Here is a 24,337-nt window from a genome sequence, read left to right as displayed (position 1 = left end):
TCGTTCTGTAACAAGGATCGTAGTAACCGAACGATCGCCGTTTCATTTCGTCATAATTCGCACCGTAGCCCCGATCGCGGTGAATTGCTGCTGAATTTTCTCCGCCTCCGCCAGGGAGACGGACTGGCAAATTGTGACAGGAACCGCTTCTATCAGTTCTTTGGCTTTCTTTAAGCCATAACCCGTCTGTTCTCGCACAATTTTAATTGCCGCAATTTTCTGTGACGATGGGACGGTTTCCAGAATCACCTCGATCGTTTCCGTCCGTCCCCCCACAGGTAGATCTAAGGATGAAGGAGTTGCCGCGATCGCCGGTGGGTAGCTGCCTAAACTAAAGCAGTAGAGAACATTGCCCGTCTCATCCACCTCAAAATTGGCATCAAATTCCTTCGCTTTTGCATCCAAAAAGACTTTTGCCGCCTGACCCGATACTCCCGTTGCCATTGCCAAATTTAAGGGCGTAACTCGACCCTGCTGTTGTTGCAATATCTGAAAGAAGTGGGACTGAAGTCGATCGTGTGCCGCTAATCGATCCTTTCGCTGCCCATCAATTAACATCCAGCTACCCAACACCGTTGGTGGTAAACCAAATAAAATGACAGCTGCGATCGCCCCATCCCGATCCGGTGCTTTGGGATTAGCCGCCTCAACTAACATCGCGATCGTTAACGGCGCACCCAACATTAACAGAATAATGGCAATGGTTTTGCTCAATGGTTTCATAATCACCGCCGTTCGCAATATTTGATTGCCGCGATCTTAACCTCAGTCAATTCAGTTCATAAATTGCCAAACAGGATTTGACTCCTATCAATTATTGTCCCAAAAAAGAGTTTTCAGTTGCCATTCAGGGCGATCGGGAATTGCAACGTTTTTTGCCAGTGCATCAGGTATAGCCAGAATTGATCTGCGATTAGCAGCTGAAAGCTCCTGAAATCAAGCATAATTCTGCATTCAGTCCAACAACAGCAATATGAGAGAAAGCCCGGATTTCAATAAGAAACGTAAAGTTATAGGGATTTGACTGAAACGCTGTGAAATTGAGGATGACAACCCAATCAAACCGCGATCGGAGAATTTCTCTAGAAGCCAGATCTAGCTCCAGTTATATCGTTTCACCCCAGAACTACAGCAGGTTTCAGACAGCACTTTCAGTCGAAAAACGCTACCCAAAAAAACATAAACAACTGAAAACGACTGTTAAATTATCCAACAACGGCTTATCTTCCCTCTGTATTTTCCCTATACTGATGTCTACACCGATCCCAAGTGGTGGGGATCACTTTTTGTAAGTATTCCAAAGAATTCCGCTTAATTCAATTGCTGCAAACCCCAGGAGGAAGAGGCATGGCGTTATCTCAGAGCCAAAGCTTTAAAAAGGTGTATGCATTGTTAATGCTAAAAAGCTTTTTAGTTTGGGCATTTACACTAACAGTTTGTTTGTTGGTTGTTGGCTTTCCGTTAGTCATTTTAATGGTAACGATCGGCTCTTTGTTAGCAGTCATTCTTCAATCTGTCATGCCAGTTAGTGCCGTTTTGTTAGTTGCTGGTAGCATCATTGGAATTAACATCCTGGGCATTCTCCTCGGTGCTGCCGCCCTAACTCTAAAAGGTGTGCATCCCCATGAAGTTCACTGGTTGCGCTGGTTAGGTGGTGAAGCTAACCCCAATCACACTTCGGTATATGCCTCCTGCCCCCTAACCTGTGCCGTTCGTGAATAGTTGATTGATTTGCAGAACGTTTAGCTTCCTTCGTACAATGTTTCCCCGTTATGCCCGGTTGCGACCGGGTTTTTTATTGTTTAGTCATTGCAATCACCCTTTAGGATAGAAAAGGTTTTTTATTCCTGTCGTTCTCAACCTTCGATCCTGATGTCGCAACCGCCCCTTCCAATTAGCATCATTGTGGGAACTCGTCCGGAGGCAATCAAAATGGCTCCGGTGATTCAACAGTTCAAAGCCTGTTCCCGGTTTGATACTCATGTGATTCTCACAGGACAGCATCGGGAAATGGTAGATCAAGTCATGCAACTATTTCAATTGCAAGCAGAATTTGATCTGGCAATTATGCAACCGAAGCAAACCCTGACCAGTATTACCTGCGGCAGTTTGCAAGGATTGGAGACTCTATTTCAAGACCTACAACCCCAATTAGTGTTAGTACAGGGTGACACGACTACCGCATTTGCCGCCGCTCTAGCTGCTTTCTACCAAAAAATTCCTGTGGGGCATGTGGAAGCAGGATTGCGTACCGATGATATCTATAATCCCTATCCTGAAGAAGCGAATCGGCGATTAATTTCCCAATTAACACGGCTAAATTTCGCGCCAACTTCTCTGGCTGTAGAGCATTTGCAACAATCCGGCATTGTGGGTGACATTCATCAAACTGGAAATACGGTGATTGATGCACTGTTAGCCGTTGCCGCGCAGCAACCGAATTGCAACATCCCTGGGTTAGATTGGCAACACCATCGAGTCTTACTGGCAACGGTGCATCGCCGCGAGAACTGGGGAGAACCACTACAGGATATTGCCCAAGGATTTCTGCGAATTCTAGATAAGTTTCCCGATACCGCTCTGCTGTTACCCTTGCACCGCAATCCCACTGTGCGCGAACCCCTGCAAGCGATCTTGGGCGATCATCCTCGCGCCTTTTTAACCGAACCTCTAGATTATGCTGAACTGGTGGGAGCGATTCAGCGTTGCTATTTGCTACTCACCGATTCCGGTGGCTTGCAGGAAGAAGCCCCTAGTTTAGGCAAACCCGTTTTAGTGTTACGAGAAACTACCGAACGCCCCGAAGCCATTATGGCAGGCACCGCCAAACTGATTGGCACAAATCCCGATCGCATTCTGGAAACAGCTAGTGAGTTATTAGCCAGCCAAACTGCCTACAACGAAATGGCAACCGCCGTTAATCCCTTCGGTGATGGTCACGCCGCCGAGAGAATTTTGCAGATTGTTAAGCAGTTTTTTGGTCTGTAGTGCCTCTCGGGAGGGGATGGGGAGGGTAAGGAGGATGAGGCAGGTGAGGTAGATGGCAAAGGTGGAATAGTGTGGGAGTTGGCACAGTAAACATCTTAGTCTCCCTGATCTCCCCTACCTTCCCCACCTTCCTAATCTTCCCCATGCTCCCCATCTGCTTCATCTCACGTCTCATTGTCGTCGGGTAACTCTGGTCGCGGTGGAGCGGCGGCATCTAACAGTTCTCGTTTAGAAAGCCGTAATTGCTCCCACATTTGCTTAATTTCGTAATAAGCATCTTTAGAGGAAATTTTGCCACCCGTTTCCAAACCACAAATCAGGGATACTCGTTGGGCAAACTCTTGCAGATTCGCATTGAAGGCAAGTTGTTCGGGCGTGAACTCGCCTCGGTAACGGGCTGTAGGATAGAAGAAATTATCTTTATTGGTAGTGTCAGCCACAGGCAGAAGTTGGGGGTAAGGTGGACGCTAACCAGACACAAACGGGGAGAGCGAACGGAAAATTCATCGTTCTTAATGCGATCGTAGCGTGATTCCAATAACGCATACCTCCCTAAATTAGTTGTAAACCACTCCAGGGTTGAATTGGTGTGCGCTAGCGAACATCGACCTGGTAATCGTTTTTTGTTAATCAGAGTTAAGTTGTTGACGAACGATCGCGATCGCGTCAGTCACCGTTTCCGCCACAAACACCGTTTGATTCGATAATTGGAGAAAAAACTGTTGAAATTCTAAAGCGGTGTTGAGCAAAATCATCGGTTTACCCGCTTTGATCGCCAGAGCAACTTCGGCAGCCGTTCCCGCCCCCATGCCACAGGCAATCACCACTTCACTGGATAACACATTGATATTATTGCGAGCATTTCCCAGGTCAGTGACGATCGCCAAATCAACGGCGGTGGACATCTGACGGCGATCGCGGGTGGGTAGAATGCCGATCGTTAAACCACCTGCTGCCTTCGCTCCCCGACTCGCCGCCTCCATCACCCCAGTATTGCGCCCACCCGTCAGCACGACCCAACCCGCCTGGGCAATCTGGTAGCCCAGATCATAGGCAACCTGCTGATCCTGCACCGTTGCCTGTTCACCCGGCCCCATCACGCCAATAATTTGCATGGATTGGCACAATTAGGGCTACAGATTTGCCCTCACTGCTTGCCGAATTTCTGGCAACCGCACCGTTCGTCCTCCCTCTGTGCCAGGACAGGCGGTACTAACGCGATCTCGGTGTCCACAGATCCGGGGCAGACTGCGAGTGCCAAAATCGGCGGTAGGAGTCGGGACAGGAGTTACGGGATCGTTAATGCCATAGCGTTTGCACAGTAAGGTACAGAGCGCCACTGCCCCTTCATATTGCGCCTGAGTAATCGTCTGAGAGGTGTAAATGCCATCAAATGCCACCCCCAAACCATCATTAATCACATCATGGGCACCGCGTTTGCGCTCCGATCGGGCTTCATAGACTCTGCCACTGGGCATGACGATAAAGTGATAGCCCACATCGCTCCAGCCATTGCCATTCACATGACTGTTACGGATCAGTTGCATCCGGCTAATTTCCTGAGCCTGGGTCGCGCTTCCCGACAGTGCCCCACTGAGGGCGGTATGGTGCAGCGTAATCCGCAACGGCTGAAGGTTCGGTAACTCATTCGGGGTGGGCAAACTCGTCCAGGTACTGCGCGGGAAGACGCGAAAAGTCGTCGTCGGGGGTGCCACTACGGTAATAGTCACCTGGGCTTTGTCCTGCTCCGAGCCAATAATTTCTACTAACCGTTGCCCCGCCTGCCGCAGCAAGAGGTTAGCCTGCCATTTCCCCGCCTGAACTTGCGGACGAGCCACTTCATACTGCTGATCAACTCGCAAGACCAACTGAGCACCATCATTATAGTTTTCGGCATTGCCACTAATTGTCGCCACCTGTTCCACGGCGAGTTGGGACGGCACACTGGTAAAGCTGACTCGGGGCGTTCTCGGCGGTTGCGGTGGCGTAATCACATCGATCGTCGCTTCAGCTTTGTCCTGCTCCGAGGCAATGATTTCCAGAAGCCGAGTTCCAGCTGCACTAAAGGCAACGGGGGCTTGCCATTTTTGGGCGGTTACCGTCGGGCGAGAAATCTCAAAGGTGCGATCGACTCGCAGCAATAACTGCGTCCCATCAGGATAATTGGCGGCTTCCCCCGCAATTACGACTGTTTGCCCGGTTTGGACGCGATCGGGAATGGTAGTGAACTTGAGGCGGGGAGGTTGAGGAATTGCCGCCACCACATCCAGATAAATTTGGGCTTTGTCCTGCCCACTGCCAATAATTTCGAGTAACCGTCTGCCCGTTTGGGTAAATAACACCGACGCTTGCCATTTCGCCGTTTGCACATAGGGACGGGCAAGATCGAACCGTTGATCTGCCCGTAGGATCAGTTGTGCCCCTTCGGGATAGTTATTCGCTTCCCCAATTAACGTTACCGTTTGCCCTGCCTCAATCTGGGTAGGTGGATTGAGAAACTGTAATTGAGCAAATCCTGGCGGTAGGCTAGTCACCACCTGAAGTGGCACATCCACCCCTTCGTTACCCACCGCAATCCTCATCCGCCGATTACCCGCTTGCTGAAACACAAAGCGTACCCGCCAGATACCATCTGCCGCAATCTGAGGCCCCGCCGTTTGGAAGCGATCGTCAATGATCAAGCTCAGGTTTCTGCCAGCATAATCGGTTGAGGCAGTCCCCATGATTGTAAATTCTTGACCAACCAAAATGGGGCCCTGTGGAGCCTGGGTTACTTTCAGCATGGCGAAACCTCACTGTCATTGTCTGCCAGTCATCGACACCAGAGTACATCAGGAAATGAATAATGGGAAAGAGGAAGGGAAAAGTTATCATGGATGCCGATCGAGCGCGAACTTAGCCGCTACTGAGACTCCCACTGGGCTGGGTCACTTATGTCACAAATTTTCGTGCAAATCGCCAGCTATCGTGATCCCGAGTTAATCGCCACCGTACAGGATGCGATCCAAAAGGCTGCCCACCCCGATCGCCTGTCCTTTGGCATTGTGTGGCAGGGCAAGCTGGGGGTGGATGCGATTCCCTGGCAACACCTGGGACGTTGCCAAATTTTGTTGATTGATAGCGATCGCAGCCAGGGGGTCTGCTGGGCACGGGCAAAAACCCAGGCGATGTGGGATGGGGAACCTTATACCCTGCAAATCGATAGCCACATGCGGTTTGTCTATGGTTGGGACGATCTGCTATTGCACCTGATCCATCAATGCCCCAGTCCAAAAGCCATCCTGACAGCTTATCCTCCTGCCTACACCCCACCCGATTTTCTCTATCCCAATGGTGAGCCAACGGCTCTGGGGGCTGCCCATTTTACAGAATCAGGAACCTTAAGTTTAGTCAGTCAACGGAGTTTAGCTGAGTACATTCGTCCGCAGTTAGGCATGTTTATCGCCGCCGGATTTTGGTTCGCCTCGGCTCAATTTATCCAAGAGGTTCCCTACGATCCCCAGCTTTACTTTCAGGGTGAAGAAACCAGTTTAGCGGTGCGGGCATGGACGCATGGATGGGATATTTACCACCCCAACCAAATTGTTTGCTATCACGAATATGGACGGTCTGGTAAACCAAAACACTGGGAAGACCATTCCCACTGGTGGCAACTGGAACAAATTGCCCAAACACGCCTCCGACAGCTATTGGGCTCAGAGCCGGAGTTGGGGGAACTTGCCCACTACGGCTTAGGGCACAGTCGCAGTTTACAGGACTATCAAGCCTTTAGTGGGGTCAATTTTCAACAGCGATCGCTGAGCGAATCAGCACGTCAAGGCATTCCAACGATCTCGCTACATCATTAATACTTGAACAACCCATATTTGCGTTCCTAGCCCTGCTTAACCAGGGAAACATTGTCCAGTCCAGTCGCTCCAATCCATAGGCAAGTTGGTTTTACCCAAACTTCATCGAAAATTAGGATTAAGTTATTTCGTTTTTTGATGTTTTGTGGTTTGAATAAAGGTATCAATTTGCCCAATGGTTAACTATTGGTTAAGCATTGGTTAGAAAGTTAATTATTTGATTGCAAAAGTAAATTTTCGGATATTAACGACAGCATTAATCACCTGTGTTCCTTATCTTAGCCGTAAGTCATGATGCAAACTCTAGAGCCAGCGTCCGTCGTTTCTACACCCGATCTATCTCGTATTTGCCTCACATTACAATCACAATTAGCTGATTTAGTCTTACATGATTATCAAGTTGAAGCAGATTGTTTAGGGATTGAAGTGACTGCAACCTTCAAAGCTAACCCACTATTGCCAGGGGTGATTCTGCGAGATGCCGGACAGTTTTTAGGCATGATTTCGCGCCGACGGTTTTTAGAATCGATGAGCCGTCCCTATGGGTTAGAAATTTTTTCTAAACGATCGCTGCGGGTGATGTATGAATTTGGTCGCATTCCCGTCCTCGTCTTACCCGGCAATACCCCGATCGTGGCAGCCGTCCAACAATCGCTAGAGCGTCCACCGGAGGTGTTATATGAACCGATCGTGGTGCAACTGAATGCCACGGAATATCGCTTATTAGATATTCACCATTTATTTTTAGCCCAGTCCCGCATTCATCAATTAACTACACAGTTATTAGATGAACAATCGCAAGCCAAACTGCTACAAACTGAAAAAATGGCAAGTTTGGGAGAAATGGTGGCTGGAGTTGCCCATGAAATTATGAATCCAGTCAACTTTATCTGGGGCAATCTGGAATATCTATCCAATTACAGTCAGGATTTATTACAACTATTACAGGTTTACGATACTGAACTGGCTCAACCTTCGACTCAGGTAGAACAATTTAAGCAAGCGATCGAATTTGAGTTTGTGGTTAACGATCTACCTCAAGTAATTAACAGTATGAAAATGGGTGCAGAACGTTTAAAAAAGATTATTAGTGCGCTGCGAAATTTTTCCCACCTTGATGAAGGCAGCAAACGCCCCGTTGATCTACAGGAGTGTTTAGACAATACCTTATTAATCCTCAGTAATCGACTGAAACATCATATTCAAGTCACTAAAAACTATCAGGCTATTCCCAGCATTAGCGGCTACGCAGGACAATTAAGCCAGGTATTTGTGAATTTGATTGGTAACGCGATCGATGCTCTGACCGACTTGATTGAGCAACCACCCCATGACTCCTGGCAAGCAGAAATTACGATTACGACGCAATCCTGTAGCCATCCGACCGATCGCCATGCCGATGGTTGGGTAGCGATCCAGATCAGTGATAATGGCAGTGGCATTCCTGCCGCCGTTCAGGAGCGGATTTTCGACACCTTTTTTACGACAAAACCCGTCGGTCAAGGAACTGGATTAGGACTGGCGATTAGCCGTCAAATTATCATCGAAAAACACGCTGGACAGATTAGTTTCTGGACACAACCGGGTAAGGGAACTACCTTTGAAGTTCTACTACCTATTCATCATCCTTGACGTATTGATGGATCACTTACCGCACCCTACCTCGCCCGAGATCACGATCGTCTGTGCGGTCATTACCGTCAGCGATACCCGCACCCCAGAAACCGATCGCAGTGGAGCAACCATTCAACAACTCCTGCAAACGGCGGGTCATCAAATTGGGGTCTATCGGCTGGTCAAAGACGAACCTGAGCAAATTCAGATGCAGCTTACCCAATTGAGCCAACAGCCCGAACTGGATGCCTGCATTTTTAATGGTGGCACTGGCATCGCTCCCCGAGATACCACCTATGACGCGATCGCCGGTTGTCTGGAAAAAACGCTCCCCGGCTTTGGTGAACTGTTTCGCTGGTTAAGCTATCAGGAGATTGGTTCCCGCGCCATTGCCTCCCGCGCGATCGCGGGTGTGTTTCAGCAAAAACTCGTCTTTTCGCTCCCCGGTTCCACGAACGCCGTCATGCTAGCGATGGAGAAACTGATCTTGCCAGAACTACGGCATTTAGTCAGTCAACTCCGGCAGTAGCGATATTAGAGCCTTTAACGGGTATAGGGACACTCCTAAGAGCATCCCTACACTTTGTACTGTTTAGCAATTAATAGCCGAGCCTAACGGGTGCTGGCTTGTTTACCCGGCATTTGCGGTTGCGCTAAGATCACCCGTTCCAATTCAGTGACAGCCCGCACATACTGTGGGTCTTCATTGGTGCCAATCATTTTGGGATTAGACACTAACTTCTGTCGTTGCTCTTCCGTCAGATCCAGCTTGATGTCGGGAGTAATGCCCTTATGGCTAATGTCTGTGCCGTTAGGAGTGTAGTAATGGGCGATCGTCACCGCCAGACCAGAACCATCCGAGAGGGAATGGACTGACTGCACTAACGCCTTGCCAAAGGTTTGGCTGCCGACAACCGTTGCCCGACCATTATCCTTCAGAGCCCCGGTCAAAATTTCGCTGGAACTCGCAGAATTGCCATCCACCAGGACAACCACCGGCAACTTTGTTAAGGCGGTCTGATTAGCGGTGATCTGCTCATCATTGCCCTTGCGATCGATCGTCTTGACGATCGCGCCCTGGCTCATCCACATCCGGCTAATATCGATACTGGCTTGGAGCAAGCCGCCGGGATTACTCCGCAAATCCAGGACAAAGCCATTCACCTTTTGAGCCGACAAATCTTGAATTGCCCGCCGCATTTGCTCCGCCGCATGGGAACTAAACTCATTCAGGCGAATGTAACCAATCCGATTTTTACCCGTTTGGTTCAGGGCATAGCGCACTGTAGGTAACTCAATTCGCGCCCGAGTAATCGGCACTGTCAGCTTATTGCGACCATCTCGCTCAATTTGCAACGTTACTTTGGTGCCAACATCCCCCCGAATTAAATCTGAGGCATCTTCAACAGTCATCCCTTTCGTTTGCTTGCCATCGATCGCCACAATGCGATCGCCCGGTTGAATCCCGGCTTTCAGCGCTGGAGAATTTTCGATCGGTTCTACCACCGTTAGCACTTTGGTCTGTTCATTCAATTCCAGCCGAATGCCAACCCCCGATAATTCCCCTGCCGTCTGACTACTCAACGCCTCATATTGTTTTGGATCCATGAAGCGGGTGTAGGGATCTTCCAGCTTCTCCAAGGCGGTTCGTAACGCAGAATACGCCTGTTCCCGAGTCGTATAGTTTTTGCCGAGTAAACTCTGCCGCACCGCCTGCCAATCAAGCTGGTTAAACGTGCCGTCAACATACTCACGATTCACAATTTGCCACGCCTCGTCCAAAACGGTTTTGGGGCTATCTTCCAAAGCCGCCCGGACACGACCCAAACCAGGACCAAACAAAGAAACCGCAGCCATCGCCGCGATCGCTCCACCACACAGAGCAACTTGAGAAAGGGACGGATGCTTGGGGGATCGGTTCATCGAATTACTAGCTATGAGAGTAAATTTTAGGTTAGTCAAGAAGGCATAGAGCAGATTGCAAGAGCTACCTGAAGGCTGAATGGATCGCCAGTAGTACCTCCTACAGTGACACCGGAGCCTAACCAGGAAAACTTTGCAAAAAGTTATTGGTGCTTTTGGTTATGACATTTTAGCCATGACACTACAGTAGCGGGGTAGGTTGACAAAATCCATATCAACCGCAACAGTTTGTAAAGTGTCCCCAGGGGAGATCAGATATCACTTCCGGCATCTAACGCTGAACTTGGTAAAGTTCTTCCGTCAATCTAACCGAACCTCTACCGATTGGCATAGGGGGCAGATTGTAAACTTTACTGAAGTTTGGATGAGTTAACACTAAAGAGTTGGTGAAGAAGTGAAAACCCTCAGAAATACTACTGAAATTGGGGGCATGGGACTGGCGACGATCGCGATCCGCAGCGCTGCGGTCGCCTGTCAGAATAGAAGCAATCGCAAGTGAAGGGGGCAGGATGGTCAGTCATCCCCAACGAACTAAACGGCAATGGGTAGAACCGATCGTGACAGGAGCCATCGCGATCGCGGCTTTAGTCGGTGTCATATTCATGCAGCGCACCCAGTTAAACCGCCCGTCTCTTTGGGTCACGGATGTTAAGCAAGCCGAAGCTCAGGAAGCCGTCAACCTTAATCTACTGAAGCAAACTCCCACCTTTGGGTTTGACAACCTGCTGGCAGATTGGACATTTCTCAATTTTCTGCAATATTACGGAGATACCCCAGCCCGAACTCAAACCGGGTATAACTTAAGCCCCCAGTACTTCGACCTTATTACTCAACGGGATCCCCGCTTTGTGGATATCTATCTGTTTCTCTCCGGTACATTGTCCTACCAGTTAGGTAAGCCGGAACTGGCGATCGAGTACATGACCCGTGGCACTGATGCGCTCTCTCCCACTATTGAACCAACCGCATTTCAGGTATGGCGGTTTAAGGGATTAGATCAATTACTCCTACTTGGGGATGTGCCCGGTTCCATTTATTCCCATGACATGGCGGCGAAATGGGTACGGGAAACCTCTGATCAGGCATGGCAAAAGGCTGGATTGCCTCCCAAACATGAGGTGCTGCTGCTATACGAGGCAACCGCCAATTTTCTCCGTCAAGATCCGAACAGTGTATTAGTCCGGTTTTACTCCTGGAGTTCGATTTATGACCAGGCAGTTGCCGTTCAAGACAAGCAAACCCAGGAACGGGCAAAACGGGAAATTATCGCGTTGGGCGGTCAGGTGAAAACGGAAAATGGACAGGTGTCGTTTATTCCGCCCAAGATTGATCTCAAGTCACCCCCTAAGCCCTAAAAGCCATTGGCTTCAGTCCAGAGTGTACCTGCTAATTCGCCGCGATCGCGACCTTGATCACCCGGCGCTGCTTCATATCCTCAAAGACCTGTTCCAGATGGCTCAAAGGTTGGTGCTGACTAATCAATAGATCCAATGGCAATGCCTGACTAGCCAGTAACGTTAACGCCGATCGCACGTATTTAGGCGTATTGTGAAACACACCCTTTAAAGTCAGTTCGCTGTAATGCAGTTGTTCTGTATTCACGGTAATCGTCGTGTCACGCGGACAGCCGCCAAATAAATTAATCGTGGCTCCGGGACGGGCACAGGCGATCGCCATTTCCCATACCGAGGGGACTCCAGTCGCTTCAATCACAATATCCGCCCCCCAGCCATCGGTCAGATCTTTGACTAACTGCGGCACATCCTCCACCTGTTTGTAGTTAAATGTTTTTGCCGCTCCTAACTGTTGCCCGACCTTGAGGCGGGAGTCACTCCCTCCAAACAAAAACACTTCCGTAAAGGGTCTGGTAAACCGGGGTTGAGTATGATCTCCTGTCCAATCGCCTAAACCAGAGGCAAGAGCCGCCACAAACATCAGCCCGATCGCGCCATCGCCAATCACCACTACGCGATCGCCCGGTTTCACATTGGCTCGTGCCGCTCCATGCAACACACAAGCAAGGGGTTCAGTCATGGCTGCCAGCGCATCGGCAATCCCATCCGGAATTCGCAGCAAATTATGTTGCACGATCGGGGCAGGAATTTTCAGGTACTCGGCAAACGTACCGTTATTAAACAGTAAATTTTGGCAGAGAGAATATTCCGCTTTCCGGCAGAAAAAACAGTCCATACAGGGAGCCGAGTTATTGGCAACCACGCGATCGCCAATCCGCCAATCGGTGACTCCCGCTCCCAGTGCCACAATTTCGCCTGCCGCTTCATGCCCAAATAAGGTGGGTGGCTTCAGCATCTTGGCATGTCCACCTCGCCGCCACACTTTCAAATCCGTCCCACAGGTGGTCGCGGCTCCCACCCGTATCACCACTTCCCCCGCCGCCGGAGTCGGATCAGCCACCTGCTCCAACCGTAAATCTTCTTTTCCGTACAGTAACGCTGCTAACAAAGTTATTTTGCCCTTGCATCAGAACCACTCATTGATTTTATTACTGAGTGTTGACCACCTTACAATGGAGCTATCGAAGTTGGATAATAAACGATGTCTGCACCGGAAAGAAACCCAGGAATGATTGAGCTTGCAGACAACCTTTACGAAACAGATTTTTATGCCTGGACCCAAACCCAAGCATTACTGCTCCGTAATCGTCAGTGGAGTCAGCTTGACTGGCTCAATTTAATTGAGGAAATTGAAGCGTTGGGAAAACAGCAACGTCAGGAATTACGCAATCGTTTAAGTGTTTTAATTGGACATCTCTTGAAATGGCAATATCAACCCCAATGCCGAAGCCGGAGTTGGTTAGCAACGATTCGCATCCAGCGTCGAGAGATTTTACAACTATTAAAAGATAGCCCTAGTCTCAAACCATATTTAGCAGAGGCTTTGTTAGACGCTTTCGAGAATGGTAAAGATCTAGCGATCGCAGACACTAATTTACCTATAACCACTTTTCCGTCTGCCTGTCCCTATACAAATGACGAGATCTTAGCCGATCGCTTTTACCCTGGTGAACTGAGTGAACTAATCAGTGAATTTGATTAACAATAAAAGTAATGTTGCCAAATAGAATCTTTCAATTTATCTATAATTAGCAATCTCCGAGGCTATGAAATTGATCATAAATATTATCAATATCATCTAAATATCCATAGTCCATTGAAGTATCATTTTCACGGTATGATTGATACTCATCTTCGGGGCTAAATCTTCCATAGAAGCCCTCATAGTATTCATCATAATCATCAATTTCAAAAGATTTATTAGAATGATTGGAAAGGTTAGGTAATAAAAGCTCTGGATTAGCATTGAGACTTACTTCTGAATCAAGAAGATAAAATTGATTTACAAAAACTACTGGCTGTTTCTTATTGTTACCTCTTATATCTTCCCAGTCGGATAGCTTTATAGAACCCACCACATAAATTATTCTCCCTTTTGAAATACATGATGCCGCAGTTTCAGCTAATTCATTCAGAAATTCTAAATCTATCCATTCAAGAAGTACATTTTTATTCTTACTCAATGATTTAAGTACGATGGGTAATCTACAAACGACCTCACCACTCTCAAAATAAAGCACTCTTGGATCTTCACCTGCATGACCAGCTAAGTTGACTGTATTAAGCCACATCTATGCGCTCCTATAAGTATTAGATTAACTTTTATAGTGTAATTTCAAAACTGATAGTAGCCATCCGGACACAAATTACTTTTTTCTACTAAAGTTTATATCTAACTTATGAATCGGAACTTTACTTGTATGTATAAATAAAGTATTAACTATCGATGCTGATCAACCCCAATTTGTTGACACATATCCTGAACTGGGCAGGTGGAACAGTGGGGAAGTTGTCCAGTACAAATATGTTTGCCGAAGGGGACAAGTAAGCGATTTATTTCGATCCAATAGTCGCGGGGAAGTTTAGCTTCGAGGGCGACGATCGTTGTTTCGGGAGTCCGAGTCTGCACATAGCCCCAACGATTTGTTACCCGATGCACATGGGTATCGACACTGATATAAGCCTGGTTGCAGGCAATGCCTAACGCTAAATGGGCACACTTCGGACCCACCCCCTTAAAGGACAGCATCAACTCCAGATCGCAGGGTAGAACACCATCATATTCCGTGACAATTTGTTGGGCGATCGCGTGAATTTGGACAGCTTTGCGATCGTGAAACGTACAGTCGCGAATTAACTGATCAATTTCGGCTGGACTTAATTGGAGCATTTCCTCCGGAGTCCGGGCATGGGCAAACAAGCGTTGTGCCACCGGCAAACTCACCTCATCGTAGGTGCGGATCGAGATCATGCAGGCAATCAACTGTTCAAACACGGAATCAAACCCGGCTTCCGCTAACGCAAACATTGCCGCTTTAGGATAGGGCTGTACCGCTTCCCGGATCAGGGGAATGCCGCGATCGATATCAAAATTAGGATTCTGGGGCATGGTCACGGTGCCATTGATGTAGCCAATGAATCATGTCCGGTGGCAAAGCCGTCCGGGTGCGGGTCGCTGGATCGATGCAGACATGACGGGTTCTTGCCTGACTCAGAGGACGATCGGGTTTGTCAGCATTCCAGATGGTGTAATGAATTTCAAACTCATTGTCACTCAGAGTCCTTGGGATCAGGTGAATCCTCAGGCGATCGCCACAAAACATTGGGTGGAAAAAATCTGCCTGAGCCTGGATTAACGGAATCACTACCCCCGAGGGACTAAAGAACTGCTTCACGTCAATCTTGGTAGCCACCAGCGAGGCTTCGTAGGCTTCGTGGCACATTGCTAAAATATTGGCAAAATACACGACTCCAGCCGCATCGGTATCTTGAAACCGCACAATTCGCTGATGGATGAACGCCATACTGAATTCCTAATGGCTACCTGAATTAAAGGGTTGAGTCGAAATCGCCAATTCCGCCTGTAAGAAATCAACAAACTGACGGGCAGTGCGACCAGAGCGCCCATTATGGCGGGTTGCCCATTGCAGAGCTTGGTAGTCCAGGTCTGCCGGATCTAGGGTAATTTCCGCTTGTTGAGCGAGATGATGCACAATTTGCAAATAGGTGGGTTGGTCAGCCGGTTCAAAGGTCAGCGTCAACCCAAAGCGATCGCTAAACGACAACTTCTCCTGTACCGTATCCCAGTTATGGATTTCATCAGCATCCTGGGGACGGGGACGATCGCCGAAGAATTCCCGAATTAAATGGCGACGGTTAGATGTGGCATACACCACCACATTCTGAGGTCGGGCGGTCAGATTACCTTCTAACACGACCTTCAGAGCTTTGTAGGCTTCGTCATCTTCCTCAAACGACAAATCATCCACAAATAAAATAAATTTTTGCGGACGATCGTGTACCTGATCGACGATCGTCGGTAAATCACATAGATCCGATTTCGCCACTTCAATCAACCGCAAGCCGCGATCGGCATATTGGTGGAGTAACCCTTTCACCAACGAAGATTTCCCCGATCCTCGACTGCCATACAGGAGAACATGCAGCGCCGGATACCCCTGAAGCAGAAATTCCGTGTTCTTCAGTAAAGCCGCTTTCTGCAATTCATATCCAGCTAAGTTGGAGACTTGAATCGGGTCGGGATAGGCAATTCCGACTAAAGTACCCGCCTGCCAGCGCAGGGCTTCATAATCCGCAAACAGGCCAGTTCCCTGCTGGCGATAGTAGCTTGCCAGGATCATTAACCAACCTGCCGGATCTTGCTGCGACTGCATCGCCGATCGCAACCAATCTGGAATCGCTGCACTCGCCTCTGCTTGCCAGACAACCGGGGTAATTGCTCCTTGCGTCGCTGCCATCACCCATTGACTGAGGTCATGGCTATCACACTGGCAAAGTTGTTGTAACACTTGTAGATCATGCTGTACCGCGTTGACCAGCGCGATCGGCAACTGCGCTAACTCAAGGCGCTGCACCTGCCGGGTAAAGGGATTGTCATCCCGCAACAGCCGCAGCATCAGATAATCCTGCCAGCTTTGGTTACAGGTGGCTAAGGCTTTAAACCATTGCCCATACCACTGTAAACAGTCCCGCCGATCGTCTTCTGAGTCAGGCTGGGCTTGGTGAATTGTCTGTAACAATTGGAGAAAGGCGTGTCCCACCTCCGACTCTAAAACCGATTGATAGAGCAGCAGAGAGGCGGTTTGCTGGAGCAGTAGGTCAGCCGTCACGATCGCAGAATCCATGTCAGTGCTTATAATCACCCGAACGGGCGAATCAGATGGGTGAATCCGGGTTATTCTGGCTGATCGTACAGTGAGACTGTGCATAAATCACCCCCAATCCCCCTACATATTGCCAACTTTCCTAGCAAACCTGGTTGAAGCTTCGTTAAGCCAATGCATGATTCCACCAGGTTTGATGGAACTCTAAAACCACAGCCAGAATCGCATCACGCTAGTTCCTCAAATTCGGGCTACTCACGAATTGCGGATGGCAATATTACTCCCAACGTTGCCCCAATCCTCTGTCTCTGCATTTAGGCTGAAGGGTAGCGGTGGGTCGCCTGCTAAAGGTGGTACTTCAGTCATGAATATCTCTCAAACAAAATCAATTTTTTCCTGGATTGCTGACATTAACCGTCGTTGGCAACAGGCGATCGCCGTTCTTAGTGATCGGAGTAATTTACAGGTTTGGCGATCGCACGATCGCGGCGGCAATCCCCACTGGCATGTTTACGATGCCCAGACCAATCACACTACCAATCTTAGTTCGGAAGCGGAAATGCGAATTTGGATTGAGGAACATTACGATCACCGACCGTGATATGAATCTATAACTAAAGAGCGAGGATGTTGCAATTAGATTGTTACACCATGTTGTTACACAAAATGTTGATGGGAGACTGTTTTACTCTTACCAAACGATACACAACCCATAAAACGATGCTGTTGTGAATAACCTGCAACGTTAGAGGATCTTTAACATGGATAACAATAAAATTTATGCCATTGGCGATAAAGTGCAGGCAGAAGATGGACGAATCGGTGTAGTGATTAATCGTGACAGAAATCCGATTAGCCAAACCACTGAACTCGCTGAGTTAGTTGTTGTCAAATTCGCAGATGGATTAACAATGTCAGCCGCCGCTGAAAAGTTTCAACCCATCAGCGATCCACCCTTTAGCCATCTTGGTTACTGATGCCTTGTAACATAAATATCCGTTGGGAACAGGTAGTTCTACAAAATGCCTGTTCACACCTTTTCACTCTCGCAGGTAATAAAATAACGCCGTCACCTCGGGTGGAATCGCTGTAAATCGAATGCGACAGCGATCGCTTGGCAACCGCTCAATAACTTTGGCATAAATGTCACCCATCCCTCTAGCACGAGCCTTTCCGGTGACTAGGTTTAATTTCAAGTTATCTAACACATCGAGCGGGTGTTCGGTTTGTAATTCAGCAGTATAGGTCGATAACTGCGTGATCTCAGCGAGAAAGACTTGACCCGTTAAATGCTTACCTTCTAACACTGTAAATTGAATCGGAATCGTTCGTTTTAGCTCAATTAATGCCTCATCAATCTTGGGCAGAAATAGATTAAAATTTCCCCCAATCCCCCCAACTTCATACAATACGATCGGCTCTTGAAACCCTTTGGGTTGTACGCGCAATTGCCCATCAAGTCGCAGAATATCTCCCACGTCTTGCAGTGTGGCTGGAGAGATTAATACCTGTCCACCTACAGTGTAAGACTCAATCCGAGAAGCCAGATTTACGGCATTACCTAGTACCGTATATTTAGCTCGCCTTTGGGAACCAATATTTCCGGCTAGAACCTCGCCCGTATTAATACCAATTCCCATTTCTAAAAGGGGCAGATTTAATTGCACATTTTGCTCATTGATTCTGTCCATCGCCAGTTGCATCGCGATCGCGCAAGCAACCGCCCGCTGGGAATCGTCATATCGCTGGATGGGGGCACCAAACAGGACAAAAATGCCATCTCCCATAAGTTCGTTGATCGTCCCTTGGTAGTGGTTGATCACTTCGGTCATGGTTTCCAGATAAAAATTAATCAACCTCACTGCTTTTTCTGGTGATAGGCGTTCCGACAATGCCGAAAACCCTCTCAAATCAGAAATTAAGATCGTGACTTTGCGAGTCTCCCCGCCCAACTTTAGACCGGCTGGAGTTTCTAATATATTGGCGACAACCTCATCGGTCACATACCGTCCAAAGGTTTGGCGCATACCTGCTGCACTCCGAGCCATATATGCCGTAATAGCGATCGCAGTTGTCGATAAGGCTAACAAAGGCGGAATCACCGGAATCCACCATCCTTGCAATAAAGCTTGATAACTACCAATCACTAAAGCAGCACTTAAGCTGACAATACTCAAGCCGGTGGAAAACAACCGCTTTTTAGGCATCAGACGACCCAGACCCCGACTGTGAGATAGGAGCGGTGTATGGGTTTTGTAGCGATTTGCCCAGGTAATAGTCGCCCCGATCGTTGCCCAGAGTAAAATCCATATTCCTTCGATCGGATCAGCCCAGGAGCGAATTAACGGATGACCTTCAGTAGCGGCTCGTAAGATTTGGCTGGCTGTATCTGCATGGATTTCAACCCCTGCCGCCCGTTGAAAGGAATTACTAAAAAACGACTCCTTATAGGGAATGTAGAAATAATCGCCTGCACTTTCGGCAATCACTCCAATTAAGACAATGCGATCGCGCAGAAGCGTAGGCGAAATTTTCCCCGTTAAGACATTGGTCATCGACACCGTTTCAAATCGCTGTCCTAAGTAGCGCAGATTAGACCACATCAGGAGTTGATACCCCCCTGTGCTCGCTCTCACGTACCCTCCATCATTTTCCTGCCACGGCATTAAGGTAGCGTACCCCAGGCGATATTGATCAGGGTGATCTGCTACAGGTTCGATCGGCGCTAAATCAATCTCCTCCGCTTCCAGATATTTCAGCGCCAATAAGGTGCCAAACCCCAAGACAAGTGGACTGTTTTCATCCCGACGCAAGGATAGGAGACTACGCCGAATCTTACTATCGGCATCGGGCAACAGATCATTTGCCCCAATGCGCGGATCATCTGGTTGATCCAATGCTTGCAAAGCCGGAGGTGGCGGCACGATCGCCCCATATTCATTACCTACCACCTTTTGAATCCCAATCAGATTCGGCGTTGAAGCGAAGAGTTGCTCTAACTCCTCCGTCCCTGGCGAGATCGCGAAGTTACGGTACAAATCTAAACCAATTAAGCGGGGCTGCTGCTGTTTCACGCTTGTGAGTAATTGGGCAAGTTGGCGATCGGTCATCGGCCAATTGCCAGTTGCTTGCATATCCGCCTCTGTAATCCCAATAATCACGATCCGCTCATCCACTGGAGAGGTCGGATGGCTACGAAAGCCCCAATCCAGTGCCGCTAACTCCATCGGCTGTAAGGCTCCAGCCAAGCGCAACAGCATCAAAATACCCACGACGATCGGAGCCGTAATCCAGACCCCACGCCATTTCCATACTTGCCGATTAAATTTTGCCCACATGCGATTTATCTGGCATTAGTCGGACATGATGTTAATTCCCTACTGCCTACCATTGGGTGCTTGTCCGGAGCAATCGATCGGGAGTTGCTACCCTGACTGTAGCCCACTCCCCCAATTTGGGCTGTCAGGTAAACTACCCCATTCGCCCCCATTACCCACCCCTGAGCCTCTACAATTTCCGTTATTGCTGGCTCCCTCAAAGGATTCGTTGCGCGATCACGGTTTTGCCGACCCTGACTGCTGGACTGAGTGACTAAGGGCAGGAGATCGGTTAACGTTTGTCCGCCATTGATACTCCCCAGCCCTAAAGGGACGGGGATTCTTGAGCAACCCACAAACGGATTCTCAAAGGCGCAATCAAAGCACCCCTACTGACTCCACTCAGATCTAGTCTGAGTTTTGCCGCTACTTTTCTAAGAATGTTGCCTGCTCCATTGCAGTCAGCATTTATTTTTGTGCCATCAGCAGAACAATATAAACCACGCTGGACACGCTTCCCTGATTCTTGCCACCCTTCGGGTTTTTCGCCAAATGTAGGTAGCTCATCCGAATCCAGAAAACTTGCCTTGCTAGTGTAGCTCTCCTCTGTCTCAACAAACTTCAGACCGTATTGCTGGCAAAGTTGAGCAATCCTATCTTTCAGCCTGCCCGTTGGAATCTGGACAAACTTCTGATTAGTTTTGCTGCCAAGGTTTATTTCTTGCCGTTGTCCCTTATTCCAGCCAAAAACAACTGTGCCAATTCCATGTTCCAAACAATGATTCAAAACGAGTCGAGCCGCTTTATTTACAGCATCCCTGATTTGTCGATTCCGTTTTTCTGTGATGCCAGCTAATTGCTGACTCCAAAAGCCTTGGGGCTGATTTTCTTTCAGGACAGATACTCGTTTGTTGTACCACTGGTTCAAGCTTTTTAAGTGCAGCCCATCAACAATGAAGCTTGTCCCAATATTAGAGACGCAGGTTAGCCAGTTATCCAGCCCTGGGTCAATGCCTAACACCTTGTCAAAATCAACCTCAGCTTCCACTGTAGGTAGCTTGTAGACGAGTTCTAAATAGAACTGCCCATTGCGAGGGAGGATTCGATATTCCCGAATTGATTTGTATTCAAGGTTGGATGGCATTGGCAGATAGAACGCATCTATTCCAAACCACGCTTTAACTTTACTGCCAAGCGGAAAACGCAACCCTTCAGACTTCAATTTGACTGCTTGACCAGGGAACGTGACTAAGTTCAACCCACCTTTCCGGTATCCCGGCAATTTTGGCCTTTGGTCTACCTTGCCATTTTTGACAACTTTCAGTAGTCCAAAGAAAGACTTAAAGGACTCTGCAACAGTGGTCAGACATTGTTGTGCGACCTGGGAGTGCAACGCCTGAAAGTGAGGATTGCGACTCATTTCACGATGCAAGTCAAACTTACTGGGAGCCTTACCAGTCTTGAAATACAACTGTCGGGATAGATAGTTGCCACAGTTACTCAGTTTTGCCGACTCACCACAAATAAACTCAAGAATTGCTCGAAGCTCTGAGTCTGAACTAATTAGAATTTGCTGGCATCCAAAGCTAGACATTTTTTTGATTTTCGATGTACTGCTTAATGACTGAAATGGGCGCACCGCCAACAGTCGAGACGAAATAGCTATTAGTCCACAGTGTAGGTAGTCGAGATTTTAACCAAGGAAATTCCTGTCTTAAAATGCGTGATGTTCTACCTTTCAGGTATCGAATCAGCTTAGCAATCCCGAATTGTGGGTTTACCTCAACCAATAAATGAACGTGATCAGGCATTACCTCCATTTCAATCAACTCTGACGTGAATTCGGCACAAATCTCTTGAAGCAGTTCTTTAAGCCGAACCTCTACCCCATTGACTAAAACTTTGCGTCGATACTTAGGGCACCAGACAACGTGATATTTGCAGGAATAAACAACGTTATTGTTTGACTTGAATTTGCTCATGCTTCATTATACAGCAGTGAGCTATCTAATCCGGGAAAGCCACAGAAGCCGCTTTGTTACTTACATTAGGCGGCTAAAGCCGCGAATCGCTTATATCCCCATGCCTGAACTCAGGGGCTTTAGCTCGTTTTTGGTAATGAGGCACCCGTATATCCCCCTAAAATCACATCCCCATTCGAGCGAATAATTGGATCCTGTGGGCTATATAAGAGTCCAGGTTGACCATTCAGTTGTTCGATATGCACATTTCCTCCAGCCGTAAAATGTGCATCCCCAATCACGGGATTAGCACTGCGTAGGATCAGATTGCTCCCCGCTAAGATGCCACTATCAGCATGATTCAAGGCAAAAATATCGACTGTACGATCGCCCTGAATCATCAGAGTTCCCAGGGCTTGAGCCAGAAAAGGAGCGCTCACAGTATCGCGAATCCGGACAGTATCCTGTGCCTGAAGGGTTAAATTTCGACCGGCGCGTAACGATCCCTGTAGCTCCAACCGATCGGCATTCAGAATTAAATCCTGTCCAACCCTGAGGTTACCTTGATTGATCAGCGTTGCCCCAGTTCGGCTAGCACCATACTGCAAACCGGGGGTAATGTTGAGCGTTAACAATGGAGGAGCTTGCGGATCGATCGCACTAAACTCGCTGCCATCGGGAAACCGAAGACTGCTGGCAGTGCTGGCTAGAAAGGAGCCACCAATTTCTAACCGGGCATTAGCTCCAAAATGAATGCCATTGGGATTGAGGAGAAATAAGTTGGCAGTTCCATTCGTTTTCAATAGTCCATCAATATGAGAAATCGTATTCCCCGTTACTCGTGTCAGAATATTCTGAACTGTTACTGGATGGCAGTACCAGCCGTGGGAATAGAGAACTCCCGAAAACTATGGAATAAATGATCCCCTCGGACGGTTCCCCCCTCAATCACACATTGGCTGCAATCTGTCACCACACGAGAGTTCTCTGGCAATGTACTATCCGGCACAATTTGGGCTTGAGCAGATGGGAAGGCAGCGGTCAAAGCTGACACGAAGACAAAACTACGCAGAAGCCAAAGCCGGAGTTCGATCGCTCTCATAGTTGGGCAGCATTAAGAGGGTGTATTACTATTTAGCCTGACAACAGGCTGCCCCCCGGAGAAGCGATCGTTCAGATCGTAAATCTTTAATCGTTTGCAACGAGGAATCACCAGAACTTTGCATTTTGCCGCCGAATATCACCAGCGTATGCTGATAGTAGGTTCAAAAGGTCACAACGCTACGAATTGACTCTCCTCGATACATTAAATCAAAAGCATCATTAATCCGTTCGATCGGCATCGTATGGGTAATTAAATCATCAATATTGATTTTGCCCTCCATATACCAATCGACAATTTTGGGGACATCCGTTCGACCTCTAGCCCCACCAAACGCACTACCTTGCCAAACTCGACCAGTCACTAATTGAAAGGGGCGAGTCCTAATTTCTTCCCCTGCCCCCGCTACACCAATAATGGTGCTAATGCCCCACCCTTTATGGCAACACTCTAGTGCTTGACGCATGACATTGACATTGCCAATACACTCAAAGGTATAGTCTGCTCCCCCCTTAGTTAATTCGACTAAATAGGTCACTAAATCTCCCTCAACTTCTTGGGGATTTACGAAGTCAGTCATCCCAAACCGTTCTGCTAATTCCCTTCTTGCCGGATTGATATCTACGCCCACAATCCGATTAGCCCCCACCATTCGCGCACCCTGAATCACGTTGAGTCCGATCCCACCCAATCCAAACACAATCACGGTTGATCCCGGTTCTACCTTTGCCGTATTAATGACTGCACCAATTCCAGTCGTCACGCCACAACCGATATAACAGACCTTATCAAAAGGAGCATCTTCACGAATTTTGGCAAGGGCAATTTCTGGTAACACCGTGTAATTCGCAAAGGTTGATGTTCCCATATAGTGATGAATCATCTTGCCATTTTGAGAAAAGCGACTGGTGCCGTCGGGCATCACACCTTTTCCCTGTGTCCCCCGAATCGCCTGACAGAGATTTGTTTTCTGACTAAGACAATATTCACAATTACGACATTCTGGAGTATATAGTGGAATGACATGATCACCCGGTTTTAAACTTTTAACGTCATCACCCACTTCCACCACAATTCCTGCTCCTTCGTGCCCCAAAATTGCCGGAAATAGTCCTTCTGGATCCTTCCCTGACAGCGTATAAGCATCGGTATGACAAATTCCAGTCGCTTTGATTTCAACTAAAACCTCTCCCGCTTTCGGTTCCTCCAGTTGAATGGTTTCTATACTTAAAGGCTTGTCAGCTTCCCACGCGATCGCCGCTTTAATATCCATAATCATTTCCTCCAGAAAAACTGTTGTAAGCCTGTCTCACCCTGGCTTCATCAAAATATTTTTAACAGGTTAAATACACGTCAACCTGAATCAATTCTCGTAAATCACAATT

25 protein-coding genes are annotated in these 24,337 nt (G+C 48.1%); 9 read left to right on the top strand and 16 right to left on the bottom strand.

Translation table 11 applies throughout. The features are described from left to right. Positions 1–42: 42 nt before the first annotated feature. Complete coding sequence (locus tag ACN4EK_RS18745) at positions 43–723, bottom strand: bL12 family ribosomal protein (protein WP_431659647.1); 681 nt, start codon at positions 721–723, stop codon at positions 43–45. A 624-nt stretch (positions 724–1,347) separates the two neighbouring features. Between ACN4EK_RS18745 and ACN4EK_RS18740 the strand changes: the two genes are divergently transcribed. Both ACN4EK_RS18740 and wecB read left to right on the top strand, forming a co-directional pair. Next, positions 1,348–1,722, top strand: coding sequence for a hypothetical protein (locus ACN4EK_RS18740; protein WP_431659646.1), 375 nt, complete (start codon positions 1,348–1,350; stop codon positions 1,720–1,722). Between the two features lie 150 nt (positions 1,723–1,872). Continuing rightward, entirely contained in the window at positions 1,873–2,988 is a 1,116-nt protein-coding gene (gene wecB, locus ACN4EK_RS18735) for a non-hydrolyzing UDP-N-acetylglucosamine 2-epimerase (protein WP_431659645.1), read from the top strand. 164 nt (positions 2,989–3,152) lie between these two features. On the opposite strand, the gene ACN4EK_RS18730 is transcribed toward wecB, so the two are convergent. From ACN4EK_RS18730 to ACN4EK_RS18720, 3 genes are all read right to left on the bottom strand, one after another. Further along, positions 3,153–3,428, bottom strand: a complete 276-nt coding sequence (locus ACN4EK_RS18730) for a DUF7219 family protein (protein WP_431659644.1) — start codon at positions 3,426–3,428, stop codon at positions 3,153–3,155. 186 nt (positions 3,429–3,614) lie between these two features. Continuing rightward, the gene (locus tag ACN4EK_RS18725) at positions 3,615–4,103 is read right to left on the bottom strand and encodes a TIGR00725 family protein (RefSeq protein ID WP_431659643.1); all 489 of its coding nucleotides are present in this window, start codon (positions 4,101–4,103) and stop codon (positions 3,615–3,617) included. A gap of 18 nt (positions 4,104–4,121) precedes the next feature. Next, positions 4,122–5,771, bottom strand: a complete 1,650-nt coding sequence (locus ACN4EK_RS18720; RefSeq protein WP_431659641.1) for a peptidoglycan recognition protein family protein — start codon at positions 5,769–5,771, stop codon at positions 4,122–4,124. A gap of 150 nt (positions 5,772–5,921) precedes the next feature. On the opposite strand from ACN4EK_RS18720, the gene ACN4EK_RS18715 reads away from it, so the two are divergent. From ACN4EK_RS18715 to ACN4EK_RS18705, 3 genes are all read left to right on the top strand, one after another. Continuing rightward, the gene (locus ACN4EK_RS18715; RefSeq protein WP_431659640.1) at positions 5,922–6,836 is read left to right on the top strand and encodes a GlcNAc-transferase family protein; all 915 of its coding nucleotides are present in this window, start codon (positions 5,922–5,924) and stop codon (positions 6,834–6,836) included. A gap of 291 nt (positions 6,837–7,127) precedes the next feature. After that, the gene (locus ACN4EK_RS18710) at positions 7,128–8,468 is read left to right on the top strand and encodes a sensor histidine kinase (protein ID WP_431659638.1); all 1,341 of its coding nucleotides are present in this window, start codon (positions 7,128–7,130) and stop codon (positions 8,466–8,468) included. Next, complete coding sequence (locus ACN4EK_RS18705) at positions 8,437–8,979, top strand: MogA/MoaB family molybdenum cofactor biosynthesis protein (protein ID WP_431659636.1); 543 nt, start codon at positions 8,437–8,439, stop codon at positions 8,977–8,979. Before ACN4EK_RS18710 ends, ACN4EK_RS18705 begins: the two co-directional genes overlap by 32 nt. Positions 8,980–9,062: 83 nt before the next feature. Here the strand turns inward: ACN4EK_RS18705 and ctpB are convergent, their stop codons facing one another. Further along, positions 9,063–10,373, bottom strand: a complete 1,311-nt coding sequence (gene ctpB / locus ACN4EK_RS18700) for a carboxyl-terminal processing protease CtpB (RefSeq protein ID WP_431659635.1) — start codon at positions 10,371–10,373, stop codon at positions 9,063–9,065. Positions 10,374–10,882: 509 nt separating this feature from the next. On the opposite strand from ctpB, the gene ACN4EK_RS18695 reads away from it, so the two are divergent. Beyond that, a complete protein-coding gene (locus ACN4EK_RS18695) occupies positions 10,883–11,728 on the top strand; it encodes a hypothetical protein (protein ID WP_431659633.1) in 846 nt (281 codons plus the stop codon). Between the two features lie 31 nt (positions 11,729–11,759). Here ACN4EK_RS18695 and ACN4EK_RS18690 read toward each other — a convergent pair whose 3' ends face one another. After that, the gene (locus tag ACN4EK_RS18690; protein WP_431659632.1) at positions 11,760–12,836 is read right to left on the bottom strand and encodes a zinc-dependent alcohol dehydrogenase; all 1,077 of its coding nucleotides are present in this window, start codon (positions 12,834–12,836) and stop codon (positions 11,760–11,762) included. A gap of 93 nt (positions 12,837–12,929) precedes the next feature. Between ACN4EK_RS18690 and ACN4EK_RS18685 the strand changes: the two genes are divergently transcribed. After that, the gene (locus ACN4EK_RS18685; RefSeq protein WP_431659631.1) at positions 12,930–13,430 is read left to right on the top strand and encodes a DUF29 domain-containing protein; all 501 of its coding nucleotides are present in this window, start codon (positions 12,930–12,932) and stop codon (positions 13,428–13,430) included. Between the two features lie 46 nt (positions 13,431–13,476). Here ACN4EK_RS18685 and ssb read toward each other — a convergent pair whose 3' ends face one another. The 4 genes from ssb to ACN4EK_RS18665 form a co-directional block, all read right to left on the bottom strand. Next, entirely contained in the window at positions 13,477–14,019 is a 543-nt protein-coding gene (ssb, locus tag ACN4EK_RS18680; protein ID WP_431659630.1) for a single-stranded DNA-binding protein, read from the bottom strand. 149 nt (positions 14,020–14,168) lie between these two features. Further along, positions 14,169–14,837, bottom strand: coding sequence for an endonuclease III domain-containing protein (locus tag ACN4EK_RS18675; protein WP_431659629.1), 669 nt, complete (start codon positions 14,835–14,837; stop codon positions 14,169–14,171). Then, positions 14,821–15,252, bottom strand: a complete 432-nt coding sequence (locus tag ACN4EK_RS18670; RefSeq protein ID WP_431659628.1) for an acyl-CoA thioesterase — start codon at positions 15,250–15,252, stop codon at positions 14,821–14,823. Before ACN4EK_RS18670 ends, ACN4EK_RS18675 begins: the two co-directional genes overlap by 17 nt. A gap of 9 nt (positions 15,253–15,261) precedes the next feature. After that, positions 15,262–16,593: an ATP-binding protein gene (locus ACN4EK_RS18665; RefSeq protein ID WP_431659627.1), complete on the bottom strand. Its 1,332-nt coding sequence runs from the start codon at positions 16,591–16,593 to the stop codon at positions 15,262–15,264. Between the two features lie 343 nt (positions 16,594–16,936). Between ACN4EK_RS18665 and ACN4EK_RS18660 the strand changes: the two genes are divergently transcribed. Beyond that, positions 16,937–17,173: a hypothetical protein gene (locus ACN4EK_RS18660; protein ID WP_431659625.1), complete on the top strand. Its 237-nt coding sequence runs from the start codon at positions 16,937–16,939 to the stop codon at positions 17,171–17,173. 160 nt (positions 17,174–17,333) lie between these two features. Continuing rightward, the gene (locus ACN4EK_RS18655) at positions 17,334–17,549 is read left to right on the top strand and encodes a hypothetical protein (protein ID WP_431659624.1); all 216 of its coding nucleotides are present in this window, start codon (positions 17,334–17,336) and stop codon (positions 17,547–17,549) included. A 63-nt stretch (positions 17,550–17,612) separates the two neighbouring features. Here the strand turns inward: ACN4EK_RS18655 and ACN4EK_RS18650 are convergent, their stop codons facing one another. The 6 genes from ACN4EK_RS18650 to ACN4EK_RS18625 form a co-directional block, all read right to left on the bottom strand. Further along, complete coding sequence (locus ACN4EK_RS18650) at positions 17,613–19,910, bottom strand: CHASE2 domain-containing protein (protein ID WP_431659623.1); 2,298 nt, start codon at positions 19,908–19,910, stop codon at positions 17,613–17,615. Between the two features lie 304 nt (positions 19,911–20,214). After that, a complete protein-coding gene (locus ACN4EK_RS18645; protein ID WP_431657960.1) occupies positions 20,215–21,483 on the bottom strand; it encodes an RNA-guided endonuclease InsQ/TnpB family protein in 1,269 nt (422 codons plus the stop codon). Beyond that, positions 21,476–21,871 carry an IS200/IS605 family transposase gene (gene tnpA / locus ACN4EK_RS18640; RefSeq protein ID WP_431658256.1) on the bottom strand — a complete coding sequence of 132 codons (396 nt, stop codon included), beginning with the start codon at positions 21,869–21,871 and terminating at the stop codon, positions 21,476–21,478. The genes ACN4EK_RS18645 and tnpA overlap by 8 nt, the downstream gene beginning before the upstream one ends. 119 nt (positions 21,872–21,990) lie before the next feature. Then, positions 21,991–22,701 (bottom strand): two-partner secretion domain-containing protein, encoded by a 711-nt coding sequence (locus ACN4EK_RS18635; RefSeq protein ID WP_431659712.1) that lies wholly within the window; start codon positions 22,699–22,701, stop codon positions 21,991–21,993. Positions 22,702–22,712: 11 nt separating this feature from the next. Next, on the bottom strand, positions 22,713–22,952 hold the full coding sequence (locus ACN4EK_RS18630) for a hypothetical protein (RefSeq protein WP_431659621.1): 240 nt from the start codon (positions 22,950–22,952) through the stop codon (positions 22,713–22,715). 163 nt (positions 22,953–23,115) lie between these two features. Then, entirely contained in the window at positions 23,116–24,225 is a 1,110-nt protein-coding gene (locus tag ACN4EK_RS18625) for an S-(hydroxymethyl)glutathione dehydrogenase/class III alcohol dehydrogenase (protein WP_431659619.1), read from the bottom strand. Between the last annotated feature and the right edge of the window lie 112 nt (positions 24,226–24,337).

Origin of the sequence: Pantanalinema rosaneae CENA516 (assembly GCF_050753385.1) — a bacterium.
Lineage (GTDB): Bacteria > Cyanobacteriota > Cyanobacteriia > Leptolyngbyales > Leptolyngbyaceae > Pantanalinema > Pantanalinema rosaneae.
Note: the sequence above shows the minus strand (reverse complement) of the source record. Positions and strands in the feature narration are given on the sequence as shown.

Coding starts and splice junctions, on each gene's coding strand:
- ACN4EK_RS18670 (WP_431659628.1), bottom strand. CDS start 15,252: ATGGCGTTCATCCATCAGCGAATTGTGCGGTTTCAAGATACCGATGCG.
- ACN4EK_RS18695 (WP_431659633.1), top strand. CDS start 10,883: ATGGTCAGTCATCCCCAACGAACTAAACGGCAATGGGTAGAACCGATC.
- ACN4EK_RS18720 (WP_431659641.1), bottom strand. CDS start 5,771: ATGCTGAAAGTAACCCAGGCTCCACAGGGCCCCATTTTGGTTGGTCAA.
- ACN4EK_RS18650 (WP_431659623.1), bottom strand. CDS start 19,910: ATGTGGGCAAAATTTAATCGGCAAGTATGGAAATGGCGTGGGGTCTGG.
- ACN4EK_RS18675 (WP_431659629.1), bottom strand. CDS start 14,837: ATGCCCCAGAATCCTAATTTTGATATCGATCGCGGCATTCCCCTGATC.
- ctpB (WP_431659635.1), bottom strand. CDS start 10,373: ATGAACCGATCCCCCAAGCATCCGTCCCTTTCTCAAGTTGCTCTGTGT.
- wecB (WP_431659645.1), top strand. CDS start 1,873: ATGTCGCAACCGCCCCTTCCAATTAGCATCATTGTGGGAACTCGTCCG.
- ACN4EK_RS18745 (WP_431659647.1), bottom strand. CDS start 723: ATGAAACCATTGAGCAAAACCATTGCCATTATTCTGTTAATGTTGGGT.
- ACN4EK_RS18715 (WP_431659640.1), top strand. CDS start 5,922: ATGTCACAAATTTTCGTGCAAATCGCCAGCTATCGTGATCCCGAGTTA.
- ACN4EK_RS18655 (WP_431659624.1), top strand. CDS start 17,334: ATGGATAACAATAAAATTTATGCCATTGGCGATAAAGTGCAGGCAGAA.
- ACN4EK_RS18660 (WP_431659625.1), top strand. CDS start 16,937: ATGAATATCTCTCAAACAAAATCAATTTTTTCCTGGATTGCTGACATT.
- ACN4EK_RS18665 (WP_431659627.1), bottom strand. CDS start 16,593: ATGGATTCTGCGATCGTGACGGCTGACCTACTGCTCCAGCAAACCGCC.
- ACN4EK_RS18710 (WP_431659638.1), top strand. CDS start 7,128: ATGATGCAAACTCTAGAGCCAGCGTCCGTCGTTTCTACACCCGATCTA.
- ACN4EK_RS18685 (WP_431659631.1), top strand. CDS start 12,930: ATGTCTGCACCGGAAAGAAACCCAGGAATGATTGAGCTTGCAGACAAC.
- ACN4EK_RS18740 (WP_431659646.1), top strand. CDS start 1,348: ATGGCGTTATCTCAGAGCCAAAGCTTTAAAAAGGTGTATGCATTGTTA.
- ACN4EK_RS18630 (WP_431659621.1), bottom strand. CDS start 22,952: ATGAGAGCGATCGAACTCCGGCTTTGGCTTCTGCGTAGTTTTGTCTTC.
- tnpA (WP_431658256.1), bottom strand. CDS start 21,871: ATGAGCAAATTCAAGTCAAACAATAACGTTGTTTATTCCTGCAAATAT.
- ACN4EK_RS18725 (WP_431659643.1), bottom strand. CDS start 4,103: ATGCAAATTATTGGCGTGATGGGGCCGGGTGAACAGGCAACGGTGCAG.
- ACN4EK_RS18645 (WP_431657960.1), bottom strand. CDS start 21,483: ATGTCTAGCTTTGGATGCCAGCAAATTCTAATTAGTTCAGACTCAGAG.
- ssb (WP_431659630.1), bottom strand. CDS start 14,019: ATGTGGCTTAATACAGTCAACTTAGCTGGTCATGCAGGTGAAGATCCA.
- ACN4EK_RS18625 (WP_431659619.1), bottom strand. CDS start 24,225: ATGGATATTAAAGCGGCGATCGCGTGGGAAGCTGACAAGCCTTTAAGT.